Consider the following 17,301-nt stretch of genomic DNA (forward strand, 5'->3'; position numbering starts at 1 on the left):
CTCAGGCCACCGCGCCGCGCGCGCGCAAGGTCTGGATGGCCTCGTCGTCGAAGCCGGCGCCGCGCAGGATCTCGTCGCTGTGCTGGCCGACACCGGGCGGCTTGCGCGGGGCGACCTTGCGCTGGCCGTCGATGAAGATCGGGCTGTTGACGGTCAGCATGGTGTCGTTCTCGAACGGCACCAGCACCTCGTTCTCGATCATCTGCTTGTCGTTCGGAATGTCGTCGAGAATGCCGACCACGCCGAACACAAGCCCGCTGCCGTCGAGGATCTTGCGCCACTCGGCCAGCGGCTTGGTTGCGAACACCGCATCGAACTCCTGGATCAGCTCGACCGAGCGGGCGTGGCGGTCGGCCTTGGTGACGAAGCGGGGGTCGTCAATGAGGTCGTCGCGGCCGAGGCAGCGGGCGAGGATCGGCCACTGCTTCTCCTCGTTGAGCAGCGACAGCATGATCCAGCGGCCATCCTGGCACTTATAATGGTTGGCCACCGCGTTCAGCGCCCGCTCGCGCGGCCGGCGCTCGACGAAGGTGGCGCCGCACAATTTGGCCTGCGCCAGCACCGATGCCGCCCACACCCCGTTCGCCATCAGGTTGGAGGCGACGTGGCTGCCCTTGCCGGTCTTCTCGCGCTGATAAAGCGCCGTGACGATCGCGCCATAGAAGGCCATCGCGCAAGGGTGGTCGCCCATGCCCGCGACCGAGCGCGCCGGCGTCGTGCTCTCGTCGGCGCGGACGAGATCCATCAAGCCGGATCGCGCCCAATAGGCGTTGCTGTCAAAGCCCGGCTTGTCGGCTTCCTCGCCCTTCTCGCCATATCCCGTGAACGACGCATAGATCAGCCGCTCATTGAGCGGCGCGAGCTTTTCGTAGGTGAGGCCGAGCTTGGCCCGCACCGATGGCGGGAAGTTGGTGATGAAGACGTCGGCCTGACGAACCAGGCGTTGCAGCACGCTTTGCGCGTCCGGCTTTGACAGGTCGAGCGCGAGGCTGCGCTTGTTGCGGGCTTCAAGATACCATGCGTAGTTGTGCTCGCTGCGTGGATAGCCCGGCAAATTCGGCAGGTTGCGGTAGGGATCGCCGGCGCCGGGGGGCTCGATCTTGATGACGTCGGCGCCGAAATCGGAAAGAACGGTGGCGGCGGCGGGGGCGGCGATGAAGCTCGCGCAGTCCAGCACCTTCAGGCCATGGAAAATGCCCTTGTCGTCCATGAGGCGTCACTCCCGTCATTGTTTCCGCGCGCTGGAATTCATGATCGGCGCGGTTCGGTGCCCATTTGACCCGGGACGGGCGGTCGAGGCAATGGCGGGGGAAAGGGAGGAAACTACAAACAAAGATAAAGATGTGATCAGGAGCGGTCGCCGCTCCTGTCTGGTCTCGTCGCGTGAAAATATGCTGGCTGCAATGAGCGGAACCGTTGCCCCGAAAAGCCGCGAGGCGGAATGGGCGCGCGTCGTCGCTATACTTTCAAGTTCTCGGCCGAGCTCCTGCCGCGGTTGGCGATCTCCTCATATTCGATCGTCTGGCCCTCGTTGAGGGTTGTCAGCCCGGCCTTCTGCACTGCGGAGATATGAACGAAAATGTCTTTGCCCCCGGCCGCTGGCTGGATGAAGCCATAGCCCTTGGTCGGGTTGAACCACTTGACCGTACCTTTAGCCATACGTTGCCTCCGCGGGAGCAATCCAGTTCGAGCCGGCGGTCCCCGCAAACCGTCAGGCCCGGATGAAAGACTACTGCGGTTGCCAGAGGCTTGATAGCGCAAACAGCGGGCGCTTCTGGCCCGAAATGATCGATATCGTGGCGGCTTTGCGGCTTTTGACCGTCGCGCGCCCACCCGTCGCAACCGTTCTCGATATGACAGCGCAGCAAGCAGAGAGGTTCAATCAGACCTTTCATGCGACAGCGCCTCCGCCAGCCACCAGATTGGTAGGCTCCGCAGCGGTGCGGACCCGCATCGGCTCGGCGCGGCCGCGGATCTCCACCTCCTGCAGTGGCAGGATATCCGGACTCATCCCGGCCCGCGCGTAGACATCGTCGGAGATGATGACCTGACAGCCGAGGGCCTTCGTCATGTCCTGCAGCCGCGAGGCGACGTTGACGGCATCGCCGAGCGCAGTGAACACCATGTGGTCGCGATAGCCGATCTCGCCAACGATGACCTCGCCGCCGTGAATGCCGATGCCGAAGCGGATCGGCTCATGCAGATCGTGGCTCAGGAGCTGATTGAGCTCGGCGATGTTGGCTGCGATGTCGCCTGCGGCCCGGATCGCCTGGCGGCAGGCCACCTGCGGATCTGTCGACAGTCCGAACAGCGCGAGCATGCCGTCGCCGACGAACTGATTGGGCTGCCCGCCATTGCTGAGCACGGCTGCCGAGACCGCGGCGAGAAAGCGATTGACGATGAACACGACATCGAACGGCAGCCGCTTCTCCGCAAGGCTCGTCGATCCCCGCATATCGACGAACAGGCTGACGAGATAGCGCTCCTGACCGATCCCGGCGCCTGGGCTGCCATGCCCGCCCGGCGTCAGGTTCGGCATGAACAATTGGAAGAACGACAGATCGTCGGTCGGACGCAACTGACAGGCCAGCCGGATCGACGGATCGTCGGTGCCGACCTGCGCCAGCACGAATGCCTCGCGCGGCGATGGCGCCGGCAGGTGGCTCGGATCGCCGATCACCCGGATGCGGCAGGTCGAGCAGCGCGCGCGTCCGCCGCACATGCTGGCGTGCGGGACGTTGTTGCGCTGGCTGGCCTCCAGCACGGAAAGACCCTTCGGCACCCGGATGATGCGGCCATTGTTGTAGGACAGCGTCACCATGCCGCCGCGTCGCTCGTGCAACGCACGGGCGCCGCGAGCGGCGAGTACGATTCCGATCAGGCCGAGATAGCCGATCAGGAAGCCATTCATGATGGTCTCGAGCTTGGCCCCCTCGGCCGGGGTTCCCATCTGCTTCTGAGACAGGTTCTCGGCGCGCCATTGCGCGGTCGTGCCGGCGGCGATGACGTCACGGCCGCCGCGGTAGAAGCCGAGCAGGGCCAGCGCCGGAATCAGCACCGCGCAGGCGAGCAGCCACGGTGCGGCCCGCTTGTAGAACGGCTTCAGCCGCAGCCAGAAATGCAGGCCGATGCAGCCATGCGTCCATGACGTCAGCAGCGCCGTCGACATCAGCCAGAGCCGCCAGGATGGGCCGGACCAATAGGAGTAGAGAACCTGCGGATAGAGCTTCTCGTGTCCGTAGAGCGTCTGACCGAGACGGACGCCGGCGAGGTGGCTGAAGATCAGCACCGGAATGCTGAGGCCGAGCACGAGCTGCAGCGGCTCCATCGTGCTGCGGCTGAATTGCCGGCGCTGGTACAGCGCCCACACGCCGAGGCCGGCATGGGTGAGAACGGCGGCATAGAACAGCACGGCCACCGGGGGAAACTGCCAGAACGCCAGATGGTAGGCCAAGCCTCCGGCGAGCGCCTGTAACGAGATGTTGCCAAGGGCGTGGTTGAGAAAATGACTGAGCAGATAGCTGAAGAGAATGAGGCCGCAGATCAGGCGCAACTGGCGCAGGCCGATGCCGCGAAGGGTGGTTTGCAGGCGGTGGGAAAGCGAGCGGGTCATGCAGTCCGTGTCGTCATGAACCGTGATGGTAGAGATTTATTCCAGAGCGGCCTAGAGGGGCGGATCGCAGCGATCCCGGAGCTTCGCGTGCAAGCGTTGACTCGCCCCGCGGAGTCGAGGAAAAGCACGGCGTGCCGGCCATTTCCCCAGACATCGACAGTGCCAAATCCATGCGCGCCGCTTGGCTGATCGCCGCGGCCGTGATCGCCACGATGACTGTCATCCGCATCGTCTATGCCGGGATGCTCGATCTGCGGACGGACGAAGCCTATTACTGGACATGGTCGAAGGAGCTGCAGCTCTGCTTTCTGGACCATCCGCCGATGATCGCCTGGTTCATTCGGCTCGGCACCGCGCTGTTCGGCGATACCAATCTCGGTGTCCGCTTCGCCGGAATTCTCGCGATGGCCGCGACGCAACTCCTGCTCGCCGACATCGTTCGCCGCGTGACGCACAACACCGGCGCCGTGATCCTTGCCGTGCTGCTGCCGGAAGCCGCGTTGTATTACGGTCTGCTGATGGCCAAGGTCGCGCCGGATATTGCGGCGATCCCGTTTGCGCTCGCGATGATCTGGGCGCTGGTCCGGATGGCGGCGAGCGATGACGGCCGCTGGTGGCTCGCGGCCGGACTGTTCGGCGGGCTCGCGCTGCTGTCCAAATTCACGGTCGTCATGCTGCTGCCGGCGGTCGCGGCCTTCCTGCTCGTGCCGGCCTGGCGCAACCGCTGGCTCCTCAGCCCTTATCCCTGGTGCGGAGCGCTGATCGCGCTGATCGTGTTCTCGCCCGTGCTGATCTGGAACGCCCAACACGACTGGGCCTCGTTCCGCTTCCAGTTCGTCCGCGCCACCGCGCCGCATGATTTCTCCTGGGCGACGCTCGGCGACTATATCGGGCTGCAGTTCGGACAGGTCGGCTTCGTCCTGTTCCCGGTCACGCTCACGGCGCTCGCGCTGACGGCCTGGCGCGGCTATCGCAGCCGTGAGCCCGTGGCGATCCTGTTGTCGACCGCGGTGCTGGTGCCGTTCCTCTACTTCCTGCGCAAGTCTCTCACGCTTCGCATCGGCGACACCTGGCCGATGTTCATGTGGCCGATCGGGTTCGCGGCCGTCGCGATCAACATCGTCAAGCTGCAAGAGGATGGCGCGCCGGCCTGGTTCATCCGCTCGACCATGCGCTGGGCGCGCATCGCGGTCGTCAGCGGCATTGCCATGGTCGTGCTGATCTTCCTCTATTACGTCGCGGCGCCCTGGAATTTCCTGGGCCGAACCGATCCGATCGGGGCCGAGGCGGGCTATCAGCAGGTGGCGGCGCGGGTCGAGCAGGAGCTGGAAAAAAACGGCGCCAGCTGGATCGCGACGTCGGACTATCGCACCTATGCGATGATGCGCTGGTTCTTCCGCGGCCGCGTGCCGGTGGTCCAGATCAACGAGCGCGCCCGCTTCATGGGCTTTCGTGATCCCGGCATGGATCTGATCGCGGGACATCCGGGCCTCTATGTCGTGCGCGAGCCGGACAACACCGGCCTGCTGCTTGCCGGCACAACCGCGCGCCGCGAGCCGCTTGGCACGGTGGAGCGGAGCTGGCGCGGCCGCGTCATGGATAGCTACGCGCTGGGCAAGCTGACGGGTTGGACGCCGGAGCTGTCGCCGCCGCCGGACTCGCCGCTGTATCAATGGCGCTGGCTCGCCGGCGATCTCGATGCGACGCCACGCGCCTGATCATTTGTCCTCGTCTTCCTGCTTGCGCAGCAGATCCTTGGCGAGATCGGCGAGCGCCGGGCGCGGCAACGCCGCGAACGGCATCGGCCTGGTGACGTCGATCGCCGCGAGGCCGAGCCGCGCGGTCAGCAGGCCGTTGAGCACCCCTTCGCCGAGCCGTTGCGACAGCTTGGCCGCGATGCCGTGACCCAGCACCTGCTGGATCAGACTGTCGCTCGCGGCCATGCCGCCGGTGATGGCGAGATGCGCGACGACGTGGCGCAAGAGACTGATCATGCCGAGCGCGCCGGGTCGTCCGCCATACAGCCGCGCCAATTGTCGGATCATCCGCAGTGAGGCGACGAAGACGAACAGCACGTCGATCAGCGCGCGCGGGCTGACCGCCGTGACCACCGACACACGCTGTGCCGCAACCGAGACCAGCCGCCGGGCCTCCACATCGAGCGGCGCCATCAGCTCGCGCTCGGCAAGCTTGATCATGTCGGCGCCGTCGATGATGTCGTCGGCATGGCCGGCGAGCGCGGCGCGCGGCCTCGCCAGCCGGGGATTGGCATGCGCGATCCGCAGCAGCTCGGCGATTACCTCGCGGCTCTCGGCGCGATCGTCGGACAGCAACACCGCGGCCGCGCGCTGATGCAGCTTCTCGATGGTGGCGAGCCGCACCAGCCCATAGGTCTCGCGGCCGATCACGGCGGCCAAGGCGATTGCTGCTGCCGCAGCAAAACCTGAACCGACATAGCCAAGCGCCTCGCTGCGCGCGAACAGATCCTCGATCAACCGGGTGACGCCGAGGCCCAGGCCGAGCAGCACGAGGCCGCCGACCGATCCCCAGAACAAGCCGCCCCAGGGAAAGCCGCGCTGCGCCGGCAGCACGGTCTCGACCGGCACCGGCAACAGGGCAGGATCGGCCTCGGGGGTGATCTGGATGGTGGCCCGGCCCGGCCGGGCCGCGTCCTCGATATCGACCACGACGACATCGGGATCGTCCAACCGGAAGGTCTGGGGACGACGAGGCTTGGCGCGATCGCTCATTGCAGCCGGTCTCCGATCAGGAACTGAAGGGCGCGGTCCATGCGGATATGGGGCAGAGCCGGATCGCCGCCAGCCTCCGGAGCCAGCAGTGGCGGCCGGAAGCGCAGGAAACGGAAATCGGTGCCGTCGGCGCTCGCGCTGGACAGGCCGCGATAGGCGCCGCCCTTGAACAACTCCTCCGCATCGGCCGGCAGTTCCCCCGGAAACGTCGCGACCTCGGTGTTGCCGTCGAAGATCTCGCCATTGGCGCTCTCGCCGGCGGCCGGCGTGCCGAGCAGCGACGGCAGCTTGTCGCGGCCGCGCGCGACCAGCGCTTCGCGGGTCGCGCGCACCGCCGCGAGCGCGACCACATCGATGACGGCGCCGGTGCTCTCGGCGCGGGCGACCGCGCGGTTGACCGCGCGGCGCAGCACTGCCTCCAGCCGGTCGTGGCTGGTGTGGTGGAGATGGTCGGCCTTGGTGGCCGCGAACAGGATGCGGTCGATGCGCGGCCGAAACAGCGCCGTCAGCAGATTGCCGCGGCCGACGCGGAAGCAGTCGAGAATGCCGGTCAACGCCGCCTCGAGATCATGCAGCGCCTCGGGACCGGCATTGAACGCGGCGAGCGCATCCACCAGCACGATCTGGCGATCGAGCCGGGCGAAATGATCGCGGAAGAACGGCCTGACGACGATATCCTTGTAGGACTCATAGCGCCGCGCCATCATCGCCCAGAGCGAGCCACTCGGGGCGCTGCCGTCGGCCGGCACGTCGAGCGGCGCGAAGGTGAGCGCCGGCGAGCCTGCGAGATTGCCCGGCATCAGGAAACGTCCGGGCGGCAGCAGGCTCATCGCAAAGCGCTCGTCGCGGCAGGCGCGCAGGTAGTCGGTGAACAGCCGGGTCGCCTCGAGCGTCGCCGGCTCGTCCTCGCGGCCCTCGGCCGACAACGTCGCGAGATGCGCGTGCCAGGCCTTGGCGACATGCGCCCGCGGCTCGCTGCGCGACAGCGCGAGGCTTTCGCTCGCCCACTGCTCATAGCTCTTGGTGAGCAGCGGCAGGTCGAGCAGCCATTCGCCGGGATAGTCGACGATGTCGAGGGTGAGCGTGCGCTCGGCGCCATTGCCGCGCTGGAATTCGATCACCAAACGAAGCTCGCTGATGTCGACCGTCGAGCTCGGCCAGCGGCGGTCAGCGACCAGCGCTTTCACATGGCTCTCATAGGCGAAGCGCGGCACGCCGTCGTCCGGTTGCGGCGCGAGATACGCCTTTGCGATGCGGCCCGAGGCCAGCGCCTCGAACACCGGCATGCGTCCGCCGCGAACGAGGTCGTGGATCAGCGCGGTGATGAACACGGTCTTGCCGGCCCGTGACAGCCCGGTGACGCCGAGCCGTAAGGTCGGGTTCAGGAAGCTCTCGCCATAATCGAGCAAAGCGCGGGCCGAGAGCCGCGCTTCCTCGACGAGTTCAGAAAAGGACACCATGGGAGGAGGGGATTCGCCAGTTGAAAAGGGCGTGAGCGATTTTTGACAGGTGGCGACGCAAAAGGAGGGATTCAAGCTCACATTTCCGCACCGTTTCCGGATAGAACCAGACCTTGAACGGAACGTTGACCACTGGAAACCATAATCATTGCGGCACAATTGTCCTTTGTGGCCAGTTGTGCCGACCAGCCCAGCGCCAGGTTCTGAGATGACCGTATTTCAACTGAAGCAGTTCGCATCGACCTCCGTCCACGCCGCCACCGGGGCGATGCGGTGGAATTACGACAAGGTCGAGATCATCGCCGACGGCGTCGTGCATATCGTCGGCATCGCCGCCGGCCTGGTGGCCGCGACCGTGCTCGTGGTGCTGACCTCGATCTACGCCAGCGCCGTCGACATCGTCGTGGTGTCGATCTATGTCGCGGGCCTGCTGTCGATGCTGACCCTGTCGGCCACCTACAATCTCTGGCCGGTGTCGCCGACCAAATGGGTGCTGCGCCGGTTCGATCACTCCGCCATCTACGTGCTGATCGCGGCGACCTATACGCCGTTCATCGCCGCATTGAAGGACACGCTGTTCTCGTCGGTGCTGCTGCTCGGCGTCTGGGGTGTCGCCATCTTCGGCATCGTGCTGAAGCTGCGCTGGCCTGGCCGCTTCGATGCGCTCTCGATCGGGCTGTATCTCGCGCTCGGCTGGAGCGGCATCATGATGTACGACCGGGTGATCACGCTGATGCCGACCTCGGTGTTGGCCTGCGTGCTCACCGGCGGCATCCTCTACAGCCTCGGCGTGATCTTCCATTCCTGGCGGCGCTTGCGCTTCCAGAACGCGATCTGGCATGGTTTCGTGTTGCTGGGCGCCGGCTTCCATTATACCGCGGTGCTCGATCTGGTTCTGACATAAGAAATTCCGCAGGGAGGGCTTTGCATGCAGGTGACCGGAAAGATTGTCGTGGTCACCGGCGGAGCCCGCGGCATCGGCAAGGCGCTGTGCGAGGCTTTCGCGGGCGCCGGTGCGGCCAAGGTGATCGTGGCCGATCTCGACGGGGCCGGCGCCAAGGCCGTCGCTGAGAGCATCGGCGGCGCGGCGTTCACATGCGACGTCTCCCAGGAAGCCGACATCAGCCGCGTCATCGACGAGACCGAACGGCAGTTCGGGCCGATCGCGCTGTTCTGCTCCAACGCCGGCATCGGCGGCGGCTTCGATCCGCTCTCGGTGAATGTCGGCGGCACCTCGGACGAGCCATGGGCGCGCAGCTGGGCGATCCACGTCATGGCCCATGTCTGGGCGGCGCGGCATCTGATCCCGCGCTACAAGGCGCGCGGCGGCGGATATTTCCTGAACACGATCTCGGCGGCGGGCCTTTTGTCGCAGGTCGGCAGCGCGCCGTATTCGACGACCAAGCACGCCGCAGTGGGATTTGCCGAGAACCTCGCGATCTCGCACAAGGCCGACAACATCAAGGTCTCGATCCTGTGCCCGCAGGGCGTCGACACCGACATGCTGCGCTCGATCCCCAAGGGCCCGCAATCCGGCGATGGCGACCTGTCGCCGGAGCAGGTCGCGCAGGACGTGATCAAAGGTCTCGCCGAGGAAAGCTTCCTGATCCTGCCGCATCCCCAGGTGCTCGGCTACATGCGCAAGAAGACCGAGAACTACGACCGCTGGCTCGGCGGCATGGCGAAGATCCAGGCCAGGATGCGCGAGGAGTTCGGGAAGTAGGGCGCAGGCTTTTTTCAGCAGATCGCAAGACCGAACTGCGTCGACATCCTCCGCCGTCGTCCCGGCGAACGCCGGGACCCATAACCCCAGGGAGTGGTTTGAGGCACGCGCGTCGACCATCTCGCCCGACACGTCCGCCGCGGCGTATGGATCCCGGCTTTCGCCGGGATGACGATGGGGAGAGATCGTGTGCATGTCATCGACAGCCGAATTGATCAAACAGCTGAACATGATTTCGCATCCCCGCGGCGCTTGACGCCCGAGTTGTGCATCGAACTTGTCCCTCCGAAGTTCGAAGGGCGCAGGGAATGCCGGGTGATGGCCTCACCCAAATCTTTTGAGAAATTGGCCCGCCTGCGGAAAAAAATGCAGGCGGCAGGTACCACAGGTGCAGCCGGATCGACCCGGCATTCCCTGCGCGACGGTCTTAACGCTTATATCGCGCTCTCCTCGGTGTCCGGCTTGTAGCCACCGTCGGTCGTGAGACACGTCAGCATCGTCACGACCTTGACGCCAGCGTCGGGGCGTCAGGACCACGCGACTTCACGTCCGCAACAGCGTCGTTCGTCCGCACCTCCGTCAGGAGGCGCTGCGAGCTCTCGCGGCCATCGCATCCCCGCCTCGCGTGTCGTGACGATCGCGCGCAACGCCCCTTCGAGTGAGACAGGATGCGCGGAACAATCGTCCTGATTTGCCCGACGTGACAAGAGCTCCTGCTGCGTCATTTCAACACGACGGGCAATTGCGGGATGGCCGGTCTGCATCATCTGCCCGTCGTGCAACGGGGCGCATGCAGTTGCGCTGCATGGTAGCCGTGTCACGGCCATGGTCGGAGCCCATTTTTGACGGGATTTCGCTGACCTTCGCCGTTGAGCGAACGGGGTTGACGTCTGATTGATCGCTGCCGACTCATTAGTCGTGTCATCGTGGATGCGTCCCTTCGTTCGCTCTCCTTCATGACCGCGAGTTGCGACGGCTTCTCATTCTCGCCTGAAACTTCCCCAGCTCGGCAAAACTTCCGCCGACCTTTGCCGGTTATTTCCAAGGCGGGGAAGCCGTCGCGCGGATGCGCAGCGTGTCGTCGCGGCAGCGCCTCCGCCCCAGTTGATTGCGTGCTCTCGAATCCGGCTTTGCCTTGCAAGCTCATTCACCTCACAAGACCGGCGCGTTCGCGGTACGGACGAAGCGGCTCATGGTGACGCGAACCCAGCGCGGGGTCACGCTCGCGCTCGTCGAGGTGCTGCTGCTGGCGGTCATGGTGGCCGACCCGGCCTCTGCACAGCAGACCATCAAGGCGAAGCCGATGGACGTCGTGCCCGGGCGTGCCGATCGCCTGTTCTTCCGCCATATCACTGCGCGCAGCATCTACTACAACGTCCCGCGAATCGCGACCGACAGCCGGATCCTGATGATGCGGCAGGACCCGCGCGGCATCAGCGCGCTGCTGCGCCCTGTGCGCGAGGCCGGTGCGCCGTCCTTGGCGGCGCCGGGCAAGGGGACACCGGGCGGCAGCTTCGCCTTCGGCCCCGCGACGTTTCAGCCCGCCCGCGGCGCGGCACTCGCCGTCGCGCAGCCGGTGAGCCGGGCCACAGCGGCATCGCAGGTCGCCCCGAAGCCAATCGCGGCAACGCCGCCGGCCGCACCCGAGCCGACCGTGGCTGCGGCGCAGCCCGCCGCCGTGCTGCGCAATCGCGACGTCCTGCCCGAGCGCAATCTCGACACCGTGAAGCCGCAGCCGGTGGCGCCGGATGCGAAGCCCTATGAGCCGACCGGTGTCACGGTTGGATCGTTCCTGGTGAAGCCGGCGGTCGAAATCCAGGCCGGCTATGACACCAATCCGACGCGGCGCAATGGCGGGCCCGGATCACCCGTCGCGATCGTCGCCACGGAGGTCTCGGTGCGCTCGCAATGGGAGCGGCATCAGCTCAATGCGGATGTCCGCGGCGCCTATACCGAGGACACCAATGTCCGCTCGCTCAGCCATCCGACCTTCGAGGCGCGGGCGCAAGGGCGCTATGATGTCACCGAAGGGACAGCGCTCACCGGCGAGGCGCGCTTCGTCAACGATGCGCTGGCGCTGCCCGGTGCGCTCAAGCTGCCGCGCGCCACCACCTTCGGCGGCAGCGCCGGCGTGCTGCAGAAGATCGGTCCGACCGAGATCGCGTTCAAGGGATCGGCCGATCGCGTCGTGTTCAACGACGCGATGATCACCGCCAACGTGCCGCTGCGGACGCAGGACCGCAACTACACCCAGCCGGGCGCGCAGCTGCGCGTCACCTATGTGCTGACGCCGAACATCTCGTCCTTCATCGACATGAGCTTCGACCGCCGCAACCATGATCTGCAGGTCGACTTCAACGGCCAGCGCCGCGACTCCACCGGCATCGCCGGGCGCGCCGGCGCCGTCGTCAACATGGGATCGGTGACCGGCGAGGCCTCGGTCGGCTATCTGACGCGGCGGATGGACTCGCCGATGATGCCGAACATCAACGGCGTCATCGCGGATGCGACCTTGGCCTGGGCTGCGACCGAGGCGACGACCTTCGTGCTGGTGGCGCGCTCGCAGGCGTCGGAGACGCCGGCGATGAACGTCTCCGGCATTCTGTCGCGCGACGTGATCCTGCAGATGGATCATCAGTTCGAGCCCTGGCTGATCGGCACGCTGCGCGGCGGCTACGGCCAGGATCAGTTCGTCGGCATCGGCCGCGTCGACCAGCGCATGTTCGTCGCCGCCGGCGGCCTCTACAAGCTGAACCGCAACGTCCAGCTCAAAAGCGAGCTGCGCACCGAATGGACCCGCTCCAACGTGCCGCTCAACAATTTCATGGCCGTGGTCGGCCTCGTCGGCGTGCGGTTTCAATATTGAGCCGGGGCGGAAGCGGCGCGGGCGGTGGCTGCTCCTGACCGCAATCCTTTCGATGCGATCGACGCTCGTCGCATCGAGTGCGTGCTCTCGATCGTCTCGCGGAGCTTGCAGAATGAGTTCGTAGCAGCGAAGTAGCTCCGCCCGTGTGGCTGCCCCTCACCCCGACCCTCTCAGCGCGAGCGAAGCTCGTCGCGGCCCCGTGAAGAACGGGGAGAGGGGGCGCACCGTCCTTGCGGCAGGGGCTCGTGGTCTATTGAGCGCCGGGATATTAGTTGATCGAACGATCTCGGCCGACGCGGGCGCTGCAAACCTCTCCCCGCTCTTTGCGGGGAGAGGTCGGATTGCGCAGCAATCCGGGTGAGGGGCATGGCAGATACGGACCTCCGAGTCCGGTCCGTCGGACGGGCAAACGGCGCCGCGTCGAATAGCAATCATTCGAGTTCCCCTTCAATCATCGCACGAAGCTGGCACAATCAGTTCGTGACACAGAAGCGGCACCGCCCGCGCGGCTGCCCCTCACCCCGCCCCTCTCCCCGTGAAGAACGGGGAGAGGGGGCGCACCGTCGTTGCGGCAGGGCGTGGTCTAATGAGCTTCGGGATATTAGTTGATCTCAAAATCCTGGCCGGCACAGGCGCTGCAAACCTCTCCCCGCTTTTTGCGGGGAGAGGTCGGATTGCGCAGCAATCCGGGTGAGGGGCATGGCGGGTACCGAGCTCCGTGCTCGGTCCGTCGGACGGGCACAACGCCTCCACATCGGATGGTGAGCATTGAAGCTGGGCCTCGATCAGCGCGCGGAGCTTGCAGAATAAGTTCGTAGCAGAGAAGTAGCAGCGCCCGTGCGGCTGCCCCTCACCCCAGCCCTCTCCCCGTGAAGAACGGGGAGAGGGGGCGCACCGTCCTTGTGGTGAAGGCCGCGCAAACAAAAAAGAGCCCCGCAGGGGGCGGGGCTCGAGGCGATGCATGTCCGGCGGATGGGGGGCCGGGGGCGGGTCCGGCGGCGGGGTGAGGTCAAGTCCCGTCGTCTGATCCGTGATCCCCGGCCGGTCGGCATGCGGCTGGTGCTGGCCTTGTTGTCATTGTCGGGCCCGCGCCGTCCCCCAGGTGAGCAAACCGGAGCGCGGCGCGGAGCGCCGGGGCCTTACTGCTCGAGCGCGGCGAGCGCCGCGTTGCCGATCTTCTGCGCCTCGGCCCAGGCGGCCTGGGTGGCCTGCTGGGCCGCCGTATAGCCGGCCTGGATCTGCTGCTGGGCGGCGGCACGCAGCGCCTGCTCCTGCTGCTCGCCGGAGTCGCGGGCCTGGGTGAGCGCCTGATTGTCGGCGTTCAAGGTGGCGTTGGCGGCGTTGAAGGCGTTGGCGGTGGTCTGCGCCTTGGCCTGGGCCGCGGCCAGCGCGGCCTGGTTGGCGGCCGTATTGGCGCGTTCGACCTGCTCGGCCGCCTCCTGGGCGTCCTGCGTGGCCTGCTGCGCCGCCTGGCGCGCCTTCTCCAGCGCCTGACGGTCGGCATTGACCTTCTGCTCGGCCGCTTCGACCGCCGCATCCAGTGCGCCGATCTTCTGGTTCAGCGCGGCCTCGACCGTCTTCTGGTTCGCCGCTGCCGCGGCGTTGGCGGCTTGCGTCTTCTGCTGGGCGACGGCGCGGGCCTGCTCGCCGGTCTTCAGCGCCGCCTGCAGGGCAGCCTGCTCGGCGGCTTCATTGGCCTGCTGGTTCTTGTTATTGTTGTTGTTGCCGTTGCCGGCCGCTGCGCCGCCGCCATTGTTGGCGTTGCCGCCATTGCCGGCGGCCGCGCCGCCGCCGTTGTTGGCGTTGCCGGCATTGCCTGCGGCCTGACCCGCCTTCGCGGCGGCTTCCGCCGTCTCGCGCGCGGTGTCCTTGGCGGCGTTGGCGGCTTCCTTGGCCTCGTTGGACACGTCGATGTCCTTGTCGAGCTTCTGGAAGGCGGCCTGCAGCGCGGCCGAGGCGGTGGTGAGCTTGGCGGCAGCCGCGGTGGCGGCGGCCTTGTTGGCGGCGGTCGGGTTCTTCTCGGACTGCTCCTGGGCTTCGATCGCGGCGCCCTTGGCGTTCTGCTCGGCCTGGCGCGCGGCGTCGATCGCCTTGCGGTCGGCGGCGACCTGCGCCTCGGCGGCGGCAGCGGTCTGGGCCGCAGCGGCTGCGGCCGCATTGGCCTTGGCGACGGCGTCGTTGTTGGCGGCAGCGGCAGCCTTGGCCGGGGTTGCCGTGGCGGCAGCCGGCGCCGCGGCGGCCTTCGCAACGGCGACGGTGGTCGTCTTGGCAGCCGGCTTGGCTGCAGCGGTCGCCGTGCTCGTGGCGGTCGCAGCCGCAGTCTTGGCGACACCCGTGGTAGTGGCAGCGGCCGCGGTGGCCGCCGCCGGCTTCGCGACCGGAGTGGGCGTTGCGGCGGCAACGGTGGTGGTCTTGGTCGCGGTGCCCGTGGTCGCTGCGGTCTTCACCGCAGCCGTTGCAGCCGTGCTCGCTGCGGCGGTGGCGGCGGTCGTGGCGGCCTTGGCAGCCGCGCTGGCTGCGGCCTTCGCGGCGGCGTTGGCGGCCGCCTTTGCAGCGCTATCGGCGGCGGCCTTTGCGGCAGCCTTGGCAGCCGCGTCCTGCGCTGCCTTCGCGGCGGCTGCGGCGGCAGCCTTGGCGGCCGCATCCTGGGCGGCCTTGGCGGCGGCCTTGGCAGCAGCTTCCTGCGCAGCCTTCGCGGCGGCATTAGTGGTGGCCGAGGTGGCGAGCGCAGTCGTGATGGTCGCCTGCGCATGCGCCTGATGCGGCACGGCCGCCACCGCAAGCGCGGACATCAGGGCAAGCGCGCTGACCTGGCGATAGAGGTCGGTTCGCGATGTCGTCGTTTGAAGCTTCTTGTTGTCCGCCATCAGCTCAACTCCATGGGTACGCTGGATTGGATGGTGGAACCTTCTGATAATGATTTTTGCTTGCAGAATGGTCGGACCTTGCACGCAGCATGGCGTCCGCTTGCAACCTGACGGCAGGATTTCGCGATGTTTGCGGCGGAGCGGCTGCGCCGCGATGGCGCAGGGGAGCAGAAAGCTTTCGAAACAAGCGCTTGCGGCTGAAACCGGCGGTTGCACCGATGCGGCGGGGGCGTGAGCATAGTGCGGCAGGCCCCGCCTGCGTCATTGCAGGTGCGACGTATTATCGCATGATGCGAGATTGACAACGCGTCCGTTGAGCGAACGCGATCTCAGCCCTTCTGCGCGTAGAGCAGCGGCACCGCGGAATCGACCATCACCTCGACGAGGCTGGTGCCGGCATGGCTGAGGCTGCGCGCGAGCGCGTCCGCCAGATCGGCGGCGCGGCTCACGCGCACGGCATCGCAGCCCATCCCCTCGGCGAGCTTGACGAAATCGAGGCCGGGCAATTCTAGGCCCGGCACGTTGCGCACCTGCATGACCTGGCTGAACGAGCGCATCGCGCCGTAGCCGGAATTGTTGATGACGACGACCGTGACCGGCAGCTTGCGCTGCGCCGCCGTCCACAACGCCTGCAGCGAGTACATCGCCGAGCCGTCGCCGATCAGGCAGACGGTGCGATCCTTCGGTCGTCCGAGCGCCATGCCCACCGCGGCCGGCAGGCTGAAGCCGAGGCCGCCGCTCGACATCGTGTAGAACGAGTCGGCGCCCGGCATCGGCATGTGCTTGTACATGACCGGGCGGTGCGAGGGGATCTCTTCGACCAGCGCTGCGCCGGCGGGGAGGGCCTGCGACAGCGTGTGCAGGAGATAGTCGACGGGAATGGGATCCGCGGGCTGCGGCGCCTCCGGCAGCACGCGGCCCTTCGGCGCGGCGCGCTTCGTGTCCGGCAGCAGCTCGAGCAGCAGCGACAGCGCGGGGCGCATCGTCGCGATGATGCTGGTGCCGATCGGCGGCACGGCCGCGCCGTCGGCATCGTCGGTGATCTGATAGAGCGTGGTGGCGCCGTCGAAGATCGCGGCGTGACCCTCGACATGGAAGGTGAAGACCGGCGCGCCGATGACGACGACGAGGTCGTGCGGCTTCAATGCGTCCGACAACTGACCGGGGGAGGCGTGCAGAAAGCCTTGGAATTGCGGATGGCGCTCGGGAAACGAGCAGCGCGCGGAGAACGGGCTCACCCAAACGCTGGCCTTGGTCTTCTCAGCGACCTGAACTATCAGATCCACGCAAGCCGCGCGATCGATGCCGGGGCCGACGACGAGGGCGGGATTTTTCGCAGCCGTCAGCGCTGCGACAAGTTCCTCCATCGCGGCTCGATCGGGGCCGAGCTCGCGGCTCACCTTGCGCGCTGAGATCGGTTGCGCCGGATGCATCCAGTCGTCGATCGGGATCGAGACGAAGGTCGGGCCGCAAGGCGGCTGCATCGCGGTGTAGTAGGCGCGCGCGATCGCGGCCGGGACGTCCTCGGGCCGCGCCGGCTCGACGCTGTATTTGACGTAAGGCCGCGGGAATTCGCTCGGGCGCTCGGCGTAGAGGAACGCCTGCAGCGGCAGGATCGAGCGCGCCTGCTGGCCGGCGGTGATGACGAGCGGCGTCTGGTTGCGATGCGCGGTGTAGATATTCCCCAGCGCATTGCCGACGCCGGCGGCCGAATGCAGGTTGACGAAGCCGGCATTGCGCGTCGCCTGCGCATAGCCGTCGGCCATGCCGACCACGCTCGCCTCCTGCAGGCCGAGCACGTAGTCGATGTCGTCGGGCCAGTCGCTGAGGAACGGCAGTTCGGTCGAGCCGGGATTGCCGAAGACCTTTTTGATGCCGAAGGCGCGCAGCAGCTCGAAGGTGGCCTGCTTGACGGTGACGGGCTTGGTTGTTGTTTTCGTTGTCTTGGCCACAGGCGTTTCCTTCGATTTTCGTCGTCGCAAGCGAAGCAATCCAGAGACGTCGCGGACCCCTGGATTGCAT

At 66.7% G+C, this 17,301-nt stretch carries 12 protein-coding genes; 5 read left to right on the plus strand and 7 right to left on the minus strand.

Annotation, left to right across the window (positions count from 1 at the left end; genetic code table 11):
- Position 1 precedes the first annotated feature (1 nt).
- The 3 genes from ACVILH_RS13095 to ACVILH_RS13105 all read right to left on the minus strand — a co-directional run bounded on the left by ACVILH_RS13095 (position 2) and on the right by ACVILH_RS13105 (position 3,613).
- Positions 2-1,210: a CaiB/BaiF CoA transferase family protein gene (locus tag ACVILH_RS13095; protein ID WP_456713255.1), complete on the minus strand. Its 1,209-nt coding sequence runs from the start codon at positions 1,208-1,210 to the stop codon at positions 2-4.
- 248 nt (positions 1,211-1,458) lie between these two features.
- Positions 1,459-1,659 carry a cold-shock protein gene (locus tag ACVILH_RS13100; protein WP_006609369.1) on the minus strand — a complete coding sequence of 67 codons (201 nt, stop codon included), beginning with the start codon at positions 1,657-1,659 and terminating at the stop codon, positions 1,459-1,461.
- Between the two features lie 232 nt (positions 1,660-1,891).
- Positions 1,892-3,613, minus strand: coding sequence for an adenylate/guanylate cyclase domain-containing protein (locus ACVILH_RS13105; RefSeq protein WP_456713256.1), 1,722 nt, complete (start codon positions 3,611-3,613; stop codon positions 1,892-1,894).
- Positions 3,614-3,783: 170 nt separating this feature from the next.
- Here ACVILH_RS13105 and ACVILH_RS13110 point away from each other — a divergent pair, with 170 nt between their 5' ends.
- Positions 3,784-5,331: a glycosyltransferase family 39 protein gene (locus tag ACVILH_RS13110; protein WP_456716965.1), complete on the plus strand. Its 1,548-nt coding sequence runs from the start codon at positions 3,784-3,786 to the stop codon at positions 5,329-5,331.
- On the opposite strand, the gene ACVILH_RS13115 is transcribed toward ACVILH_RS13110, so the two are convergent.
- The gene (locus tag ACVILH_RS13115) at positions 5,332-6,363 is read right to left on the minus strand and encodes a YcjF family protein (protein WP_456713257.1); all 1,032 of its coding nucleotides are present in this window, start codon (positions 6,361-6,363) and stop codon (positions 5,332-5,334) included.
- The gene (locus tag ACVILH_RS13120; RefSeq protein ID WP_456713258.1) at positions 6,360-7,823 is read right to left on the minus strand and encodes a YcjX family protein; all 1,464 of its coding nucleotides are present in this window, start codon (positions 7,821-7,823) and stop codon (positions 6,360-6,362) included. The genes ACVILH_RS13115 and ACVILH_RS13120 overlap by 4 nt, the downstream gene beginning before the upstream one ends.
- A 208-nt stretch (positions 7,824-8,031) precedes the next feature.
- On the opposite strand from ACVILH_RS13120, the gene trhA reads away from it, so the two are divergent.
- The 4 genes from trhA (at position 8,032) to ACVILH_RS13140 (ending at position 12,412) form a co-directional block, all read left to right on the plus strand.
- On the plus strand, positions 8,032-8,727 hold the full coding sequence (trhA, locus tag ACVILH_RS13125) for a PAQR family membrane homeostasis protein TrhA (protein WP_456713259.1): 696 nt from the start codon (positions 8,032-8,034) through the stop codon (positions 8,725-8,727).
- A 24-nt stretch (positions 8,728-8,751) separates the two neighbouring features.
- On the plus strand, positions 8,752-9,546 hold the full coding sequence (locus tag ACVILH_RS13130) for an SDR family oxidoreductase (protein ID WP_456713260.1): 795 nt from the start codon (positions 8,752-8,754) through the stop codon (positions 9,544-9,546).
- A 189-nt stretch (positions 9,547-9,735) separates the two neighbouring features.
- A complete protein-coding gene (locus ACVILH_RS13135) occupies positions 9,736-10,014 on the plus strand; it encodes a hypothetical protein (protein ID WP_456713261.1) in 279 nt (92 codons plus the stop codon).
- Positions 10,015-10,738: 724 nt separating this feature from the next.
- Entirely contained in the window at positions 10,739-12,412 is a 1,674-nt protein-coding gene (locus ACVILH_RS13140) for an outer membrane beta-barrel protein (protein WP_456713262.1), read from the plus strand.
- Positions 12,413-13,551: 1,139 nt separating this feature from the next.
- Here ACVILH_RS13140 and ACVILH_RS13145 read toward each other — a convergent pair.
- Both ACVILH_RS13145 and mdlC read right to left on the minus strand, forming a co-directional pair.
- The gene (locus ACVILH_RS13145; RefSeq protein WP_456713263.1) at positions 13,552-15,279 is read right to left on the minus strand and encodes a hypothetical protein; all 1,728 of its coding nucleotides are present in this window, start codon (positions 15,277-15,279) and stop codon (positions 13,552-13,554) included.
- Between the two features lie 329 nt (positions 15,280-15,608).
- Positions 15,609-17,231, minus strand: coding sequence for a benzoylformate decarboxylase (gene mdlC, locus ACVILH_RS13150; protein WP_456713264.1), 1,623 nt, complete (start codon positions 17,229-17,231; stop codon positions 15,609-15,611).
- Positions 17,232-17,301 lie beyond the last annotated feature (70 nt).

Source organism: Bradyrhizobium sp. USDA 4353, assembly GCF_054063215.1.